The sequence below is a fragment of the Ferrovibrio sp. genome, from assembly GCF_025869515.1.
In the GTDB taxonomy this organism is placed as follows: domain Bacteria; phylum Pseudomonadota; class Alphaproteobacteria; order Ferrovibrionales; family Ferrovibrionaceae; genus Ferrovibrio.
Genome location: NZ_JAOZVR010000083.1, coordinates 1 through 17,932 on the forward strand (window position 1 = coordinate 1; position 17,932 = coordinate 17,932).

At 57.3% G+C, this 17,932-nt stretch carries 16 protein-coding genes; all 16 read right to left on the minus strand.

Annotated elements, in window-relative coordinates; all coding sequences use genetic code 11:
- On the minus strand, positions 1-541 hold a 541-nt coding region (locus tag OJJ21_RS13235), incomplete at its 3' end, for a putative sulfate exporter family transporter (protein WP_297687010.1).
- A complete protein-coding gene (locus tag OJJ21_RS13240; RefSeq protein WP_297687012.1) occupies positions 538-753 on the minus strand; it encodes a hypothetical protein in 216 nt (71 codons plus the stop codon). The genes OJJ21_RS13235 and OJJ21_RS13240, both read right to left, overlap by 4 nt.
- 282 nt (positions 754-1,035) lie before the next feature.
- Entirely contained in the window at positions 1,036-2,946 is a 1,911-nt protein-coding gene (locus OJJ21_RS13245) for a TRAP transporter fused permease subunit (protein WP_297687014.1), read from the minus strand.
- Between the two features lie 74 nt (positions 2,947-3,020).
- Positions 3,021-4,013, minus strand: a complete 993-nt coding sequence (locus tag OJJ21_RS13250) for a TAXI family TRAP transporter solute-binding subunit (RefSeq protein ID WP_297687016.1) — start codon at positions 4,011-4,013, stop codon at positions 3,021-3,023.
- Positions 4,014-4,082: 69 nt separating this feature from the next.
- Positions 4,083-5,648 carry a carboxyl transferase domain-containing protein gene (locus OJJ21_RS13255; RefSeq protein WP_297687018.1) on the minus strand — a complete coding sequence of 522 codons (1,566 nt, stop codon included), beginning with the start codon at positions 5,646-5,648 and terminating at the stop codon, positions 4,083-4,085.
- Positions 5,649-5,652: 4 nt separating this feature from the next.
- The gene (locus OJJ21_RS13260) at positions 5,653-5,874 is read right to left on the minus strand and encodes a biotin/lipoyl-containing protein (RefSeq protein WP_297687020.1); all 222 of its coding nucleotides are present in this window, start codon (positions 5,872-5,874) and stop codon (positions 5,653-5,655) included.
- A 17-nt stretch (positions 5,875-5,891) separates the two neighbouring features.
- Positions 5,892-7,424 (minus strand): carboxyl transferase domain-containing protein, encoded by a 1,533-nt coding sequence (locus tag OJJ21_RS13265; protein ID WP_297687022.1) that lies wholly within the window; start codon positions 7,422-7,424, stop codon positions 5,892-5,894.
- A 33-nt stretch (positions 7,425-7,457) separates the two neighbouring features.
- Positions 7,458-8,687 carry a CoA transferase gene (locus OJJ21_RS13270; protein WP_297687024.1) on the minus strand — a complete coding sequence of 410 codons (1,230 nt, stop codon included), beginning with the start codon at positions 8,685-8,687 and terminating at the stop codon, positions 7,458-7,460.
- A gap of 22 nt (positions 8,688-8,709) precedes the next feature.
- Positions 8,710-9,288, minus strand: a complete 579-nt coding sequence (locus tag OJJ21_RS13275; protein ID WP_297687026.1) for a biotin transporter BioY — start codon at positions 9,286-9,288, stop codon at positions 8,710-8,712.
- A 758-nt stretch (positions 9,289-10,046) separates the two neighbouring features.
- Positions 10,047-10,508 carry a hypothetical protein gene (locus OJJ21_RS13280; RefSeq protein ID WP_297687028.1) on the minus strand — a complete coding sequence of 154 codons (462 nt, stop codon included), beginning with the start codon at positions 10,506-10,508 and terminating at the stop codon, positions 10,047-10,049.
- 1 nt (position 10,509) lies between these two features.
- Positions 10,510-11,064 (minus strand): integrase arm-type DNA-binding domain-containing protein, encoded by a 555-nt coding sequence (locus tag OJJ21_RS13285; protein WP_297687030.1) that lies wholly within the window; start codon positions 11,062-11,064, stop codon positions 10,510-10,512.
- Positions 11,065-11,445: 381 nt separating this feature from the next.
- The gene (locus tag OJJ21_RS13290) at positions 11,446-13,173 is read right to left on the minus strand and encodes a hypothetical protein (RefSeq protein WP_297687033.1); all 1,728 of its coding nucleotides are present in this window, start codon (positions 13,171-13,173) and stop codon (positions 11,446-11,448) included.
- A gap of 225 nt (positions 13,174-13,398) precedes the next feature.
- Complete coding sequence (asnB, locus tag OJJ21_RS13295; RefSeq protein ID WP_297687035.1) at positions 13,399-15,309, minus strand: asparagine synthase (glutamine-hydrolyzing); 1,911 nt, start codon at positions 15,307-15,309, stop codon at positions 13,399-13,401.
- 3 nt (positions 15,310-15,312) lie between these two features.
- The gene (locus OJJ21_RS13300; RefSeq protein WP_297687038.1) at positions 15,313-15,492 is read right to left on the minus strand and encodes a hypothetical protein; all 180 of its coding nucleotides are present in this window, start codon (positions 15,490-15,492) and stop codon (positions 15,313-15,315) included.
- Positions 15,483-16,466, minus strand: coding sequence for a hypothetical protein (locus OJJ21_RS13305; protein ID WP_297687039.1), 984 nt, complete (start codon positions 16,464-16,466; stop codon positions 15,483-15,485). Before OJJ21_RS13305 ends, OJJ21_RS13300 begins: the two co-directional genes overlap by 10 nt.
- On the minus strand, positions 16,429-17,889 hold the full coding sequence (locus OJJ21_RS13310) for a radical SAM protein (protein WP_297687041.1): 1,461 nt from the start codon (positions 17,887-17,889) through the stop codon (positions 16,429-16,431). Before OJJ21_RS13310 ends, OJJ21_RS13305 begins: the two co-directional genes overlap by 38 nt.
- Positions 17,890-17,932: the final 43 nt, after the last annotated feature.

A 17,932-nucleotide genomic window follows, 5' to 3' on the forward strand; every position in this document is an offset into this window, starting at 1 on the left:
GAAAGGCCAGCATCAGCAGCGCGCCCGCCAGCGACACTCCAGCCACGGCGCCGAGGGTAGCCTGCTCACGGCGCGGCGTGGGCGGCAGTATGGCCGCCATCGCCGCAGCGGCAGAGGCGCCACAGATCGCCACCGCACCACCCGCGACAAGGCCGTGTTCACGGCCGATTCGAGGATGCCGACCTAGCAGTAGGCCGGCACTGAACACTGTCAGCACCACCGCAGAGGGCACCAAAAAACCGCCCCAGCCAATGACAGCGATATCGTTCGCCGTCAGGCGAGCACCGAGCAGGATGATACCGAGCCGCAGCACGCTGCCGGCAACAAAGCCGTAACCAGCCTCGAGCCTCGGCTCGGGCAATGCCATCCGCAGCAACAGCCCCAGAGCCAGCGCCAAGATCATGGCCGGCAGACCACTCCAGTTGCTCAGTACAAGCGCCAGATAGGCGGAGCCAAAAGCCAGGCAGACGCCGGCGCAGCGATCCACGAACCACTCCGCGGCACGGAGCTGTAAGACCCGCACTATGCTTGTCACGGTCATGCCACGCCCCACCAATACACCAGATGAGCCATGATCAAACACGCCAGAAGTACGCCGATACCGACGAAAATGAGATTCCGGCCAAAGACCAGATCGTACTTTGGCGCATCAAAGCTCACCGCAGCTATCGACGGCAGTAGACCGGAATAGGACATGATCGAGCCGAACGACCACGCTACCAGAATCAGCATGGCAGGCAGCAGATCCAGCACTTGGCCAACCACCGAGCGGCGAAGACAATGGACTGGCGAAAGCCCGTTTCTATTGCTCCTAGTCCGGTTTGCGCCAGCAAAAGAAGGGGCACTGCGAAGAGAAGCAGAAGAAGACTGAGTCCAACACGACTCATCTCCGATTGAGCCAAGCAGAGATAGACCGCCAATGTGACACTGCTTGCCAAGACTAGCCAGCACCATTGCGTCGCAGCCGCCAAAGTCGCGAGCCCCCAGCTCAGCATCATCAACCGCCACAACATCAGGGATCTGCGTCAACTGACCCTAAGTCTTCTCCGCCACCGGCATGCGATGCCAAAACCACAGGCCGATCAAGGCGCCAACTGCAAGGATATCCGTGCCCCAGCCTGGATCAATAGTGCTGAGCGCGATGGCACCGAACACCAACCGCATCGGCCACGACACCGCGCGACGGTAAAAGCCCCCAGTAGAAACGGCGAACAGCATCGATGCAACGACACCCACCACCAACACACGGATGATATCCGGTGTGGAGCCGCTAAGCAGGATTTCCGGGCGGAAGATGAAATAAAACGGTAAAACAAACTTCATTACGGCGAGCTTCATGCTCTCCACCGCGATCGGCCACCAATCTGTACGCGTGATCACAGCTGCGGTGTAGACCGCTGTACAAACAGGCGGCGTAAGGGCGGAGAGCAATGCGCCGTAAAAGACAAAGAAATGCGCCGACAGTGCCGGCAGGCCGAGTGCAATCATTGGCGGAATGCAGACCGCCGCCGCCAGTAAATAAGCTGCCGTGGTCGGCATGCCCATCCCGAGAACGAGCGCCACCAGCATGACCAGTATCACGGTCACGGCCATGCCCTGAGTGCTGCCTACGCTGAGAATCAATTCGCTCAGTTTGATGCCAATACCTGTAAAGCCGATCAGCGACAGGATGATCTGCGCGCAAACCAGCAGGGATACAAGACTGATTACGTTGCGAGCGCCCATCTTTGCGCCTTCCAGTAGACGCGACAGGCGATCCTTCACCGCCGTCTTGTCCCAGGGGCCGAGCAGCAAATAGAGTGAGATATTGGTAACGATCGCGAGAAAGGCGGCCAAGCTGGCAGAGCGGCCAGTGAACATAGCGCCGGCCATCACCAGAATGGTGGCGGCGAGAGGGAAAGCTTCATGAAAGTTTAGCACATCCCGCCATTTCGGGATGTCCGCCTTGTCGACCGGCTTCATATTCTCGCGCCTAGCCTCCACATCGATGGAAGCCCAGATGCAAACATAGAACAGGAAAGAAGGGATGACTGCCGCTGCCGCCACGGCGAGATACGGTACACGCAGCAGCTCGGCCATGATGAAGGCGCCTGCCCCCATCACCGGCGGCGTGATCTGGCCACCTGAAGATGCCGTTGCCTCTACGGCGCCGGCGAAGGCAGGGCGATAACCTAGTCGCCGCATCATCGGAATAGTGAAATTTCCCACCGTGGCCACGTTGGCAACCGCGGCCCCGTTGATCATGCCGAACAACGCACTCGACACATTAGCAACCTTGGCCGCGCCGCCGGGCGACCGACCTGAAACGATCAGCGCAACCTTCATGAAGGTTTCAGAGGCACCCGTGGCAAGCAGGAAACAGCCGAAGATAATAAAAATGGCGATCAGACTCGCGGAAAGGCCAGTAACCGTACCCCACAAGCCCTCGGTACTGAGATAGAGCTGCTCCATCATGAAATCTGGAGCAAAGCCGGGATGGCCCCAATTTCCGCGCAGATGATTTCCAAGCAAGGTGTAACTAATCATTGCCAACACCATGATAGGCAGTATCCAGCCGGTAGAGCGGCGAGCGCTATCAAGAATGAGGACCAGCAGGGCGACGCCGAGTGCCATTTCTTCGGGTCGGATTGCCACGGCAATTTCACTGGTTATGCGAAAATCCTCTACCACCAGATAGCCGCAGGCGACGAGAACGAGCATAGCGCAGGCCACCATCAGCCAGCTCTTCAGCCTTCCTTCTGCGACAGCGGCAACGCCAAGATAAACTAGGCCGATCGACAAGCCGACATGCACACTACGCTGCACCAGTGGCGGAAACTGCCCGAAACCGGCTGTATAGGTCTGAAAGGCGACAAAAGAGAGAGCTAATAATGTCATCGCCCAACCGATAGCCGCTGTCTTGGCGGCGGGCGGCGGAGCTTCGGCAAACGCGTCCTTGGAAATCATTGACTCTTCCCCCTCATTTCAACCTGCTGCCGCATCTGTAAGCACGGCTTATTCTCATGGGCCTTGACGCCGGCCTACTTGGCTTCCGGCGGAATCAGTCCGTCCGGTATCTTGATGCCACGCTTCTGATAGAAGCGCACAGCGCCGCGATGCAGCGGCACCAGCGTGCCGGTCATAGTGCTTGCAGCGATGTCCATAGTCTTGATCTCAGGGAAAGCCGCACCTTGAGCGGCCTGACCCTTGAAGACACCATCCAAAATCGTTTCGGCCTGGTCATCTGTGATCGTGTCGCTATAGGCGAACTCGCCGATGCTCTGGATCGGCATGGTAATCGCACCTAGGCTCTCGATATCGCCGGGCTTGGTGGTGATGAAGGTAACAAAGGGGAACCGATCCTGCACCATCTTGACCTGGGTCGGCGTGAAGCTGAGCACGTTGATTGGAATCAGCGATTTCAATTCCAACGTGGTGCCATCCAATCCGAGGCCGCTGCCGGCCTTCACGTAGCCGATCGAGCGGTTGTTGCGCACCGCCTCCACCGCATCAGAAAGCGTAGCCACATAATAGTCTGGCTTCACATCGACGGCTGCCAGGATTTGCTGCACCATATTCTCTGTGGCAGAGCCGCGCTGCCCGGCTGTGAACTTCTTGCCATTCAGATCGGCGATGGTTTTGACCCCAGAATCGCCGCGCACGATGTAGGATTGTATCGCCAGAGAGTGGACCCATAGGCTGCGCAATTTCGGCTGCGCCTTGCCCTCGAATTTGTCGATGCCGCGATAGGCTTGATACACTGTTTCGAAGGTGCCCAGACCCAACTGAATCTGGCCCCGTGCCAGGCGCGCCAAATTGTCAACCGCGCCGCCAGTGGCGATCACGGTGACATTCATTTTGTCGCCGGCGCTATCGTTGATCGCTTTTGCTGCCGCGACAGCATAGGTGTAATGCACAGATTCTATGGCAGTCGACCCAAAGGCAATACGATCGCTGGCCAAAGCCTGTGTCGATATACCCAGAACGATGCCGAGGGTTAGTGCGGCCAAGCCGGCCGGTGAGTCCGTCTTCATAGTGATATCTCCTTTTTGAGTGTTTCCTGCCCTAGTTTTATTATTGCGCTCGCGGTGAATCCGATCGCATCATGGGCCAACACCGAAGCGCGGCTTTTGCCCCACAGTCGTTGCCAGTCGGTCACGGCTGAGGCTAATAAAATCGATTAGCAGTGGCCGGGTATCGCGCGGATCGATCACATCCTCCACCGCAAATGCCTCGGCGGTGCGTAGCGGTGAGGCAAGCAGGCGTAATTCCGCCTCCAATTCTTGCTCCCGCTGTTTCGGATTGACAGCAGCTTCGATATCACGCCGGAAGGCGGCCGCCACGCCGCCCTCCACCGGCAACGAACCCCATTCGCCCGAAGGCCAAGCCAGTTTCAGATCGAAGCCATTCTTGTTGCAGGTGGCCATACCGGCCATGCCGTAACATTTGCGAATAACGAGTGTGATCACGGGGACCGTGAGCTGCCCGGCGACATAGACTGCACGCATCCCCTCACGTAGAGTGGCGGCCTTCTCGGCGTCCAGCCCTACCATGAAGCCCGGGACATCCACAAAAAATATCAAAGGAATATGGAAAGTGTCGCACAACTCCATAAAATGTATCTGTTTGTGCGCTGATCTCACATCCATGGCACCACCCAGATGCATTGGATTATTGGCGATTATACCAACCACATGACCGTCCAACCGTGCTAGCGACGTGATAACCGATTTCCCATGGCTGGGTTGGATTTCGAATATTGAACCTTTGTCTACCACCATCTCCACTAGGAGACGCATGTTGTAGACGTGCGTGCGCTTGCGTGGCACGATCGAAAGTAAGGCCTCTTCACGACGATCCCGCGCATCGCCGGTATCGACGCGCGGTGGCAGCTGCCAGACATTACGCGGCATGTAGGAAAGGAAGCGGCGGATCTGCTCGAAGGCCTCAGCCTCGCTTGCTGCTGCATTATGGATCGTGCCGGCGGTATCCACTGTCACGCTGGCACCGCCGAGATCCTCCTTATCGATCTCCTGGCCCAGCGAACGCTTCACTACCGGTGGGCCGGCGGCGAATATCTGACTGCTGCCCCGCACCATCACCGAAAAATGCGATAGAATGGCGCGTCCGGCCGGGCCGCCAGCCGCCGTACCGAGCACGCCCGAGACCACCGGGACTTCACCAAGCAGGGCCACTGATCGCTCGAATCCATCCACGCCGGGAAATACCGAATAGCCACGCCGCCGCATGGAGGTGACAGTGCCCCCGGCCCCATCGATCAGGTTGATCAGCGGGATGCGGAATTCATGGGCAAGATCTTCCACGAAGCCACCCTGCCCACCCTTGCGTCGCGCACCGCCCCCACTAGTGCCGCCGCGCACGGTGAAATCCTCACCGCCCACCGCCACTGGCTGACCATCTATATGCGCTAGGCCCATCACATAGGGTGCTGGCACCACATGCTGGATGCCGCCCTCATCGTCGTATTTCGCAGTGCCCGCCAGCCCCCCCACCTCACGGAAGCTTTTCGCGTCACAAAGCTGGTCGATGCGCTCGCGCACCGTGAGACGACCGCGTTCGTGATGCTGAGCCACAGCTCCGGCGCCGCCCATTTCACGAGCCCAGCTTCGGCGCTGCGCGATCTCGTCGACTTCCGGTTGCCAACTCATGCGCTCAACCTTCGACCACGACAAGCGCCTGGCCCTCGGTGATGGCCTCGGTTTCCACTACCATGATCTCCACCACCTTACCGGCTGATGGCGCTTCAACCGGAATTTCCATCTTCATAGATTCCAGAACAACCAGCGTAGCGCCGGCATCAACCACCGCACCGATGCTGGTTTCTATCTTGAACACAGTGCCGGTGATATCGGCTTTGATAATGTGACGTGCCATTGAGCTCTCTCTTTCGATTAATAGGTGGTTGGCCAGCTGCGCAATTGGTGCTGACCGATGCCACGGGTCGGCCGCATCTCGTGGATTTCCAGCATGCGCTTCAGATAACGACGGGTTTCCTGTGGCTTAATTACTGCCTGGACGCCGTAGATACCGGCGAGGTCATATGCTGAGGAGTCACGCCGCATTTCCATTTCGAGTTTCACCACCTCTTCTGGGTCGCTGCCGCTCCAGGCCACAACGCGCGCGGCATAGACTGGATCCATGAAACTGACTTCTGCAGTCGGCCAAGCGGCAATATCATCAGAATTGCGGCCACCACCCATGTTTAGGTACGCCTGCCCGTAGCTTTTACGCATCAGCACAGACAGCTTCGGCACGCTCGCCATCTGCAGGGCGGTCATGAAGTTCATGATCTTGCCGGGCGCCTTCTGGCGTTCGCCATCAATGCCGATGACGAAACCAGGGGTATCGACGAACATCAGAAGCGGGATATTGAAGGAATCGCACATCACGATGAAGCGGGCGATTTTCTCGCAAGAAGCTACGTCCAGCGCGCCGGCCTTGCCCATAGGATTGTTCGCAATCACACCGACACTGCCGCCATCCAGCCGACCGAGCCCAATCACCGCCGGTTTGCCATAAAGTGGCTTTACTTCCATGAAACTGTCGCGATCAAGCACAGAGCGCAGAATCTTGCGCACATCGTAGACGCGAGTGCGATTTTCCGGCAACGCTGCGAGGATACCATCGCCGGCCTCATCGGAATCGGTTGGCGGCGTGAAGCGCGGCGGTACTTCCTTGGAGTGGCTCGGTAGGTAGGAAAGGAACTGCTTGATCGCCGCCATTGCCTCTTCATCGGTATCAACGACAATGTCGGCTAGGCCTGTTATCTCGGAATGCAGCTTGGTTCCGCCCAAATCTTCCGGGTCCACCTTCTGGCCGATCGCCATGGAAGCCAAAGCCGGGCTGGCTACAGCCATAATCGCACCACGCCGCATCACCACAAAATCGGATAGGCAGGCATACCAAGCCGAAGAGCCGTAGCACTGCCCAAGGATAGCTGAAACCCAAGGCGTCTCTCGCATTCGTACATACTGCGCTGGATCGTTGCCAAGCATGGTTCCCATCCCGCGAGCCCCCATATTATCGGGCATACGGGCGCCGGAGCTCTCACCGAACATCACCAGCGGCAAGCCGCGCTGGGTAGCGACGCGCTTGATATGCCCCATCTTCTTCATATTGGTGAGACTGCTTGACGCGCCTTTCACCGTGAAATCGTTGGAGATCACCGCTATCTCGCGGCCTCCCACCTTGCCGAAGCCCGCAACCTTGCCATCGCCCGGTGTATTGTCAGCATCGCCCGGCATTACTGAAGTACCGAACAAACCGCTTTCTAGGAAACTGTCTGTGTCGAGCAGGGCGTCAATACGCTCTCGTGCATTCAGAACGCCAGCCTCGCGCCGCTTTGCCAGCTTTTCCGGCCCGCCCATGGCCAACGCGCGCTGGCGGCGCTCGTCGTAATCCTGCATCAACTGTTCATGTGTCATGGTAAATCCATTCTGAAATCAAATTTCACATCATCAGCGGCGGCCAGAGGCGATACCGGCCTGCTGCATAGCCACGATAGCATCCGGCCGCATGCCGAGCAGATCAGCCAAAACTTCATGGGTATCGCTCCCCACGGCGCGACCGGCCCAGCCAACCTCCCCCGGCGTGCGCGATAATCTCGGCACAACGCCAGTAACCGTGACCTCACCGAATTCCTCGGAGCTGACGCGCTGTAGCATGGCCCGTGACTGGTAATGCGGATCGCTGAAAATATCAGCGATGTTGTATATCCGCGCCGCCGGCACTTCGTTCTCAGCCAACAGGCATTCCAGATCCGCCAGAGGCAGGCTACCGGTCCACGCGCCGATCACTGCATCCATCTCATCCGGGTGCTGCGCCCGCGCAGCAGGTGTGGAGAAGCGAACGTCTTGCGCTAGATCGTCACGCTGCATGGCGCGCAGCAAGCGGCGAAAGATGCTATCGCTGGCGGCGACGATCTGCACATAGCGATCATCTGCGGTTGAGTAGAGATTGTTCGGCACGTGGCCTGGCAGGCGGCTGCCAGCTCGAGTAGCAATGCTGCCCAGTGCCGCGAAGGCGGGGATGTGAGGCTCGACGAAGCTGAAGGCAGCCTCATAGAGTGCCGCATCGATCACCTGGCCCTTGCCGCTACGGTTGCGCTCTATCAATGCCATAGCGGCGCCGAAGGCAGCATAGAGTCCAGTGATATAATCAGTCAGGGAAGTGGCAACACGCGCCGGCGGGCGATCTGGATCGCCAGTCAGGTCGCGCAGGCCGCTAATCGCCTCACTGGTGACGCCGTAGCCAGGCCGCTGGCTATATGGTCCAGTTTGGCCATAGCCGCTGATCCGCACCATCACCAAACCGGGATTATCTGACGATAGTGCCTCATAGCCGAGGCCCCATTTCTCCATAGTGCCTGGACGGAAATTCTCGATGAATACATCAGCCTGGCGCAACAAGTCGCGGACCAGCGCCTGGGCTTCGCTGCGGCGCATATCCAAGGCGATCAGCTTCTTGTTGCGCAGGATGCTGGCGGCATAAAGCGAGGCACCGTCAGAGCGCGCCCCCATCGAACGCACGGCGTCTCCTTCCGCCGGCTCGATCTTGATCACCTCCGCACCGAAATCGGCCAGCAGGCGGCCGCAGAACGGCCCCGCAACCGTAGAAGTCAGCTCGATCACTCGCATGCCAGCGAGAGGACCGGTGCCTGCAGGCGCTGCCTTCATCACGCTATTCATTGCTTGCTCCAACGCCGATTGGTCACGCACGACCAAAGACGCGGCCAATGGCAACCACCAACAGGCCGCCAAGCCCGATCTTGACCAGCGAGGACAGAAGGAAAGGCGCAACACCCAGGGCGAAGGCTTTCTCGATACCCACCAGCGTGGCAAGCCAAGCGGCGCCGCACGTCAAAATGACGGCAGTGCCCAACATCTGCACCATGATCGCGCGCAGCAGGCCGGCACCGAAACCGTGTTCGGCCAGCCTGCCTGCGATATAGGCCGCCACGATGAAGCCAAGCAGATAACCGCCGGTTGGACCGAGCAGATAAGCGAGGCCGACACCTCGTTCCGGCGTATTGGCAAAAACCGGCAGGCCCAGCATGCCTTCAACCACATACAGCACCACCACAGTGCAACCGAGACGAGCTCCCAGTGTCATGGCGATCACCAGTACAGCCATGGTCTGCATGGTCATCGGCACCGGCCAAAATGGAACTTGCAGTCGGGCCGAAACCGCCAACAGCAACGAACCTAACAACGCCGCGGCAGCGACAAGAGCCATCTTTTCGACCTGCGAACGGCCGGCTGCCCATGGATGTGACAGTGTAAGCATCATTTTCCTCCTGAATCGGCCCTGTATGTCTTGGCCTTGGCAGCACTCTTCCACATTGCAAATAAACTGTCTACTATTTTGTCGACAATTTTGTTTGCTTTTGTACTTTTCAATATGTAGACATATTTTTCCTTCAGATTACCCATACGGGCATTTATTGGCCGATATGGCGCTGCATGTGGGGGAACCGTGCAGGGTGGCATTGCTTTGGTGTCAGCCAACGCAATGTTTACCGTCTATCGCAGCAAGACATTATCTCGGGTCGAGATAGATATTCGGTCGATGTGAGCCAACCCGAGCGTGCTGCTGCCGCTGCGCCCCGTGGTCAACGCCTTCTGCCCGATCAAGCCGAGAATTCCGCACCTTCCAGGGCACGCTATGGATCTCTTGCGCTACCCATTCCGGCATGCTCAGCAGACCGGAGATGCCATCGCATAATCACCTGCCGGAGCTGGCGGCATAGACTCTCGAGTTTGCGGAAATGCCTTTGAGTTGGGTATCAATGCTGTCGCATCGGTATAAAGCTCCAGCACATTCCAAGTATTTGTGCGTGCACAGTCGCGCCTAAACTCGCTCGACAGTCATCCCCATCGATCAAAAGCTTCATTACATTGTTTCGCGATCCGCGAATTATACTCGCCAAATTCCAGAATACTATTTCGGCTCGAAACCCACGTTCTTATACTGATGACTCATACAACCCATGTAATTTTCAATCGACTTTTAAGAGTAAGAAAAAGATTAGTTTTGCTTTGCCGCCTTTAACGAGTAGCTTCCGCGCTCCGAAAAGTAACGGGGCATCCATTCATGTTACGTCCAACTCCAACCGGAAATGAACGCACCTTTGCCGTATACAATCCTTCCGGCGAAAGCCGGAGAACCGGGTGGCTCCAGTATGTGGAATCGCGTAGGGCCATCATTAAGTAGCCCTCAAGTCTGAAACGATCGACTTTCACATCGCTAAAATTCGGGAATACTCCGGCAAACTCCACGTTCTTATTGATATCCTCATCGAAAATTATCCTGGTGCGACTGGTGATACGGTGTTCTTTCCCGCCTTTAATGCGGTCGGCCGGCACAACCCAGAGATTCTCTTTAAGATTGACCTCCTTCCAGGAAGCTACAATCGTTTCACTCGTGCGAGTGGCTGTTAGAATCAAAAACTGCAGGGCCAATGCCGACTGGCTATTTTCCGCTCTAAGCTGCTTGTAGAAGTTTGGCATCTCACCATACGGAAGAGCTGCATGGTGTTGAACCTTCTGCACCTTTGAGTATGCTGCAGAAGTCCGGGCTGCTCAAGGATATGGGCTCAAGCACGTCGATAATATCGTTTGTATTAATTGTGTGGACGTATCGGATCTTTAGTTTCGGATAGGCGTAAGTTGTCAGTGTGCTGCTCCACTGATCGGCGTGCTTTTCGCTCTTCCAGCCCGCCTTATGAGACGCGATATAAGCATCACAGCACTGCTGAAATGTCTTTGAGTTGGTCGCCTGTTCCTGAAGTTTAGCCCGCTCGTCTTTTCGGGCCTCAATGGGATCTAAACCTGTGAGCTTCAGCTTCCGGCATTCCGTAGCATGAACCCGTGCTTCCGCCAGGCTAATGGTATGGAGAGGCCCCAGCCCCATTTCCCTCGCCCGCCCGTTGAGCTTGTATCGAAAGATCCATGATTTTGTGCCGCTCGTGCTGATCTGCAAATAGAGACCAGCGCCATCGGCGTAATAACCCGGCTCTTTCAGTTTTGAGACCTGTAGAGCCGTTAGCTTGGAGATCGTCCGCATAACTATTACCCACACCCCTACCCACAATCATATGTGTGATTTGGGGACACTTCCAGAGAAGGTGGGAGAAGCGGATGATAAAATAAATTCTTGGAAATCAGAGGCTTGATAAGGCTGGAGAGGCTCAGAGAAGCCGTGAGAATAGTCGGAACCGACACCCTCTCCGCCAATATTCGCTCCAAGATATTGAAATCATTCCCCTGGCCACCACGCGATGAACCCGCACCGAGGAATCTCGCCCCGGCTCGCAATGAGCCGTATTTTCTTCGGATAGCTACAATAAGGCCAATCCGCCGTAGATGACCTCGGACGGGCGAAACTCTCGATCAATGTCGCTCAGTCCCGCTTCGGTACGTTCGGTAAAAGAGCGGGGGCCGCGCGCTACTGGGCGGGCTCCAAAACTGTGGCGCGAAGGAAACGCGTATTTCCCGAGGACTCCAGGCAGCCCTGAACTAGCTGCCGACCCGGCATCGCCCCATCCCAGAGAAACTGCAGCGGCTTGCCATAACCAAAGCCATCGGTCGCCCCCGGCCGTCGCTGCATGGCATCAACAATCGTCGTACCCGCCGGCAAGGCGACGAGATCATCATAATACGCGACATCTTTATCGACCCGCTTCACAAACCCATCCCGGGAAACGGCCAGCGGATTTATCACCCGCTGCCCCCCAGTAACCAGCGAAATTGCAACGGTCTCCCGCGCCAGGTCGGCAACAAACGGCTTTTGTCCCGCAGGACAACTGACATCGGCCGAAACAGGAGAAAGGACCGGAAACCGGAGCAATATGATTGCCGCGATGAGCGGCAATATCACAAACGCAAGAGCGCCACCCGTCGCCAGTCTCACGCCCCAGTCCGGCCTGACTGCCTGCCGCCCACCAAACAGCCTCGCGCATCCAAGGCCAACCAGCAAAGCATCGACCGGGAAAGTGGCCGCCAAGATTCGGCTTCCTCCGAATGGATACAGAAATGGAGAAGAGACAGCGATTGCCGCGATCATCAAGAGCAGAAGACGCTCCCACTCGCCCCGCCGGTTTAACAGGCAGGACCAGATTCCAAGGAACCACAGCGCCGCAAACATGGCCCGGAGATGAAACACCGGCACAAAGCTAAACCATCCATATATCCACGCCGCCATTCCCCTCAGGTAACCAAAAACAAATAGATGGGGGGAGTTCAGAAGGTTTGCCTTCGCCAGATCGTAAATGGCTCCGGCGAGCTGATCGCCGGGAAGTTGACCGATTTCCGGATGATCCCACAAGACCTGCAAGTACGTGCCGCTTCCGACGGTCATGGCATACAGGGTATATGAGAAGTTCGACTGGGCATTCGCTGATGTACCGCCAAATGCGTGTATCAGTCCGAAATTCGCGGCGATCGCCAACACGACTCCGCAGATGCCCGCCGCAGTGCGTCGCAGTCGGCATGACAGGATACCACCCGAGTAGACCACGCTCCACAGGAGTAGCGCTGGGATCACGAACAGTGCACCAGCCCTGGCGATCAGGGCCGTCGTTAGGGCCAACAAGACAGCAAAGAACGCTCCTATGGATATGCCTTCGCCATCCCGAAAAAGCACCAGAAAAGCTGAAAGCGCCAGTAGCAGGCCGGCATTTTCAGTCAAGACAGGCAAGGTGAATTGTGCGGCGAACATTATCAGTGCGGCAAACGCCGCCAACCCTGCCGGCAGGCCATGCCGACACGCCAAGACATGAGAGAACCATGCCGCCATCCCGCCAATGACCAGTGCCTGGAGAAAAAGTGCCGCCTGGATATATCCACCGGCTGCCGCCAGAAATGTACCGAACAGAGCAGTATAAAATGGCCGCATCTGACAAGAGACGTCGATAGCCGCGCCCGCGACAAGCTGCCGCGCGCACGAGAAATATCCCGCAGCGTCATTCCATTGCACCAAGCCCGCGAGTGCGTTGGGGTGACTGCGTCCGGAGATCCAGTAACTCAACAGGGGTAGAGTGCCCAGAATTGCTCCCGCCAATAATGAAACGGAAGGTCGTGGCAGCGTCATATTCCGCAGAGGTAGAATACAAAGAAGCAGCAATGCCGGAAGAAGAATGTATGTCCGCGCTACAACTTCGATTGCGAGCGCCATAGCCCCCCCAAAAAACCACCAGTCTGAATCAGCGCCTAGCGTCGCCCACTGCTTCTTGAATGATACCTAACAGGTCCAGGAAACAAAGAAAAGAAGCACTTAAATGCGCCTATCTGCGCAGGTCGTCGCATATTCGGCGCGGGGCGCACATACATCAGCCTTCCGTATGGGCCATGCATCGGAGCTTTATCTTCCGTTGCCGAAGCAGCAGAGGCACAACGGGGTCTATGCCGCTGCAGCTTCGGCCCCTCGGGACGCCAAGACCTCTCGTTCCCATATAGCGAACATGGTCAAGGCAAGAACCTGTTTGCTTGGCAGCAAGGATGGTTTTGTAAGCTTGGTCAGCAAAGTATCGATCGCTTGCCGACGGAAAAGCCCAAGTTCGCGAAAGCGTTGAGACCCCAGACTGTCCCCTGCAAGATCGCGAATGACTGCGGCATATGCTCCTTCTTGAGGAATCATGAACGCATGCTTCGGACCGGAAGGGGGCAACTCCGGCACCAGACGCCGCGCGGCGTCGCGCAGGGCCGACTTTCCTGCGCCAGGTCCAAGCCTGGCGGATAGCGGCAACCTGGCCGCAAGCTCGACCAGGCGATGATCGCAGAACGGGACACGTCCTTCCACTGAGTGCGCCATCAGCGTCTTATCCTGTTTGAGGAGGATGTTGTCGACCAGCCATGCTTTGTGCTCAAACCGCCACAGCTGGTCAATCGCAGAATTCTTGCTACCTGTCAGTTCATCACGGACCCTGCGGACGCCTTCATCATGCCCCGCCTCTTGGAGCAGCCTCTCGCGATCCTCTTCGTCAAATAGCGATACGAAGGCAAGATACCGACCTGCAGGCGAACGAGCAGCCCGCAGTAACTTAGCCAGACGCTCGCGCGCTTCCGGTCCAGGCGGTACCGGGTAATCAAACAAACGATCGAGCAAGCGCATTGGCACGCGTTGAGCCATTCGAGCGGCAAGATTCAGACATGCTTGAGGCACGTAGGGAGCAATCGCCGACAGCTGCATCATCTGCTTGTGATGCACATATCCTCCGAATAGCTCATCGGCGCCCTCTCCAGTAAGGATGACCTTGACATCGCGACGAGCCCGCTCGGCAAGGCTAGACATTGCCAGGATGATGGGATCCGGGAACGGTTCATCCACCAGCCGGATGGTTTCGGGCAGTCGCATCAGATCCTGCGGGGCAAGCTCCAGCTCCTGATGCGAAGTGCCGATTGCCCTTGCAACACTAGCTGCACTCTGGCGTTCATCGGCAATGCCACTGAAGCCAATCGAGTAGGTCCTGACGGGTACCGCGGACTCACGGGCCATGAGCCCGACGACGACTCCGCTATCAACACCACCTGACAAAAAGGCGCCGTACGGTACGTCACTCCGCAGGCACAGGCGAACGGCATCTTGCAGATGCCAGTCCAGCTGCTCGGCCTCCATCGGAGTGATATCGCCGGACCGCGAATTGAAATCGATGTCCCACCAACGGGTCATGCTCAGTCGCCCGGATTGCACCCAGCCATAGTGCGCGGCCGGAAATTTCCGGATCCCCTTGACCATGGTGGCCGGCGACGGCACATAGCGCAGCGTCAGATAACTCTCGAGCGCGGCTGGATCGATCTCCCGGGACACGCCAGGTAGCCGGAGCAGGGACTTCAGCTCGGACGCGAACGCTATACCGTGCGCCGTCTCTGCAATATATAATGGCTTGATGCCCATACGATCACGCGCAAGCAGCAGCTTGCGTTCCATCCGATCCCACAATGCCAGGGCAAACATGCCGATCGTCTTGTGGAAGAAGTCTGGCCCCTCCTGCGCAAGACCCGCCAACAGAACCTCAGTGTCTGATGTCGTCCGGAATACCCAGCCTCGGGCCTCCAGCTGCGGCCGCAATTCAAGATAATTATAGATTTCTCCGTTGTAGACGATGACATAACGACCATCGGGAGAGATCATCGGCTGATTGCCGGTGTTGAGATCGATGATCGCAAGCCTGAGATGTCCGAGAACGACACCTGCATCTCGATCGCTCCATTGGTCGCGCCCGTCAGGTCCGCGATGGCCCATCTGGTCGAGCATGTAGCTCATCTGCTCAAACTGCGGGCCGTTGCCGATCCAGCCAGCGATGCCGCACATTGTCTAGTTCAGCTCTGACATCTGGAAGAAGCGGGAGCTTGCCATATAACGTGCGTCGCGCTTCTGGCGCCCGATCAGCGCACGGACCAGCAGACGCCGCAATACCTTGTTCGCCCATGCGCTTCTACCCAGCGAGATATTGAAAAGCCGTAGAGCGATGAGACGTCCGGTCGTCATGAGCATGCCGCAATCTCCCGGTAAGCTAGAAAATAATCCACGGCCATTGCATGACAGTAGCGGTCATCCAACCAACTGGGGCGCAACACAGTGCCGGCAGTAAGTCCCGAAAGGATGGACGGCAGCAGACTGCTGCGCAAACTTGCCAAGGCATATGGATAAATGTACTGGGTCGCGCGACTGTTGACCCTTGAATCGCACTCGCCTTCCGGACCTATGCGTGGCCGGATCACCGCCTCAGCCTTGCGCAAAGCCACCTGCAGTTCCCGGTCCTCCGGGTCAAGACATAGAATACGCGCCATCGTCGACATGGTGATTGTCTGATAGCCCACATCCAGACCGCCATATTCGGCCAGAGTGCCATCCTCCCATTGCGACAAGAGGAGCCTTGCCCGGCGCTTTTGCGCAGCACGCGCGATCGCCTCGTCCCCCGTCAGGCGTGCATAGCCAGCAAGCGCCAACCAGGAAGCGGCCATCTGGTTCGCAACTTCAACATTCTCGTTTTTCGCAAGCCATTGGAAAGTGGGCCGCGACAGCTCCAGTTCCCGGCCCCATTCGGCTGCTCCGCCGAGCAACCTGATTGTTTCCGTGAAGGCCGCTGCCGAAAAAGAGGTTGCGCAGAAGCTTCGCTCATTTGGGTAAACCTCCGAGAGCGATCCGTCCCTATTACGCTGACCAAGCCAGAAGCGCCAGGCAAGCCGTGCCCAGTCGGCCATCCGCTGCCGGCCACAGAACGCGTTTTGTGGTGCCGCGGTGTCATAGGCCAGCGCAAACAGATAGCCAGCCTCCTGAAAACGCGCATTGGCGACATCCAGCAAACGATAGTGCCAGTAATTGCGGTCGCAGCAGCCGCCTGTAACCGATCCAGCGTTCCGGTCGCACAAGCCCAGTACACGCGGAACTGTATCTAGAGCCAGTTCCAGCAGGATTGATGTTGATGCTTCAGGTCTGCTTTTGGCTGGTTGCAAAGCTGAATACATTCAGGCCGCCAATAACTAGATTTCGCAACATATTCCCATTGCGAATGCGACCCGTCATACGGGCCATGTAGCTCGGCCGCAGGTAAAACCGCCGATAGAATTCTTTGACAGCCTTCTTCAATTCATCTGATTGGACAGAGCAATAATGATGGTTGAAGGCTCCCTCGACGTGCAGGCGCTCCATGGCCGCATTGTCCGCGCCGTCGCCGATCGCCGGGTCTTTCCGTTGGACGTCACGGAACAGGGGCGTCCCAGGATACGGCGTGCAGATACCAAATGTCGCCGTAGTAGGCTCGACCTCTAGGGCAAGATTGATGGTATCCTGCATCGTTTCATGAGTATCGCCCGGCATGCCCACCATGAAATGCGCGTGCGTCGCGACGCCGATTTCGTTGCAATCCTTAAATGCCTGCCGCGTCTGCTCGAGGGTGATCCCTTTCTTAATTGAATCAAGCACTTCCTGATTACCCGATTCCGCGCCGAACTTGATAAGATGGCAGCCGGCGGGCTTCATCACCTCAAGCATCTCACGATCTATGGTGTCGACCCGCGAGTTGCAAATCCAGGTGAATTTGTAACCGCGTTCGATGATACCAGCACAGATATCGAAGACACGCTGCCGATCTGCCGTAAAGGTCTCGTCGCGGAAGTAAATCTCACGAATGCCCTTCGACAGGTAATACCCGATGTCGTCCACCACTTTCTTCGCGGATTGAAACCTTGTCCGGGTACCATGGAAAAATGGGGCCGTGCAGTAGTTGCATTTGGCAGGGCAGCCGTGAGAACTCGAAACCGTGATATAGGGCAGATTGCGTACAATCGGGTTGAAATAGACGATGCCGGGTGGGAGAAAGTCGACGTTGATCGGCGGGATCAAGTCGAGATCCTCGATATAGGGATATCGATGATTTTTGATCACCTCGCCGTCGGGCGCCTTGGAGCAGGTGCCTGGGGTCGAGCGTGCCTTCTCCATGTCACCAGCCGACAGAGCGGCGGCCAGATCGCGCACGACCCATTCCGGCTCACGCTGGACCGCAAAATCAACCCCCTTCTCGAGCGTCGCTTCAGGCTGAAAGGTGGGATGGGAGCCATACACGGCGGTGAGCATGCCAGGGATGGCATCTTTGAGCCGGCGCAGGTAGGCCGTATCCGAGTTGGCGGTCATCACAGAAGTCGACATCACAGCCAACTGCGCGCCTTTGATTCGGCGCACGACCTGTTCGACCTCCAATTGCTCGGCCTGGGCATCAACAAAGACCACGTCATGGCCTTCCGTCTGCAGTATCGTCGCAACGGTAAGGAGTTCGAACGGAGGAACTGTAGCGCCCCCAATCCGCTTGCCACCGCACCAGCAGCCATAAATGACATCCCGGATGACGTTTTTCTTGTTTTCCAGGCACGGCTCAATGATTGCGATCTTCATACCATGTCCAGCGGGCTATCGGATTAGCTTCGGCCGGCGGCAC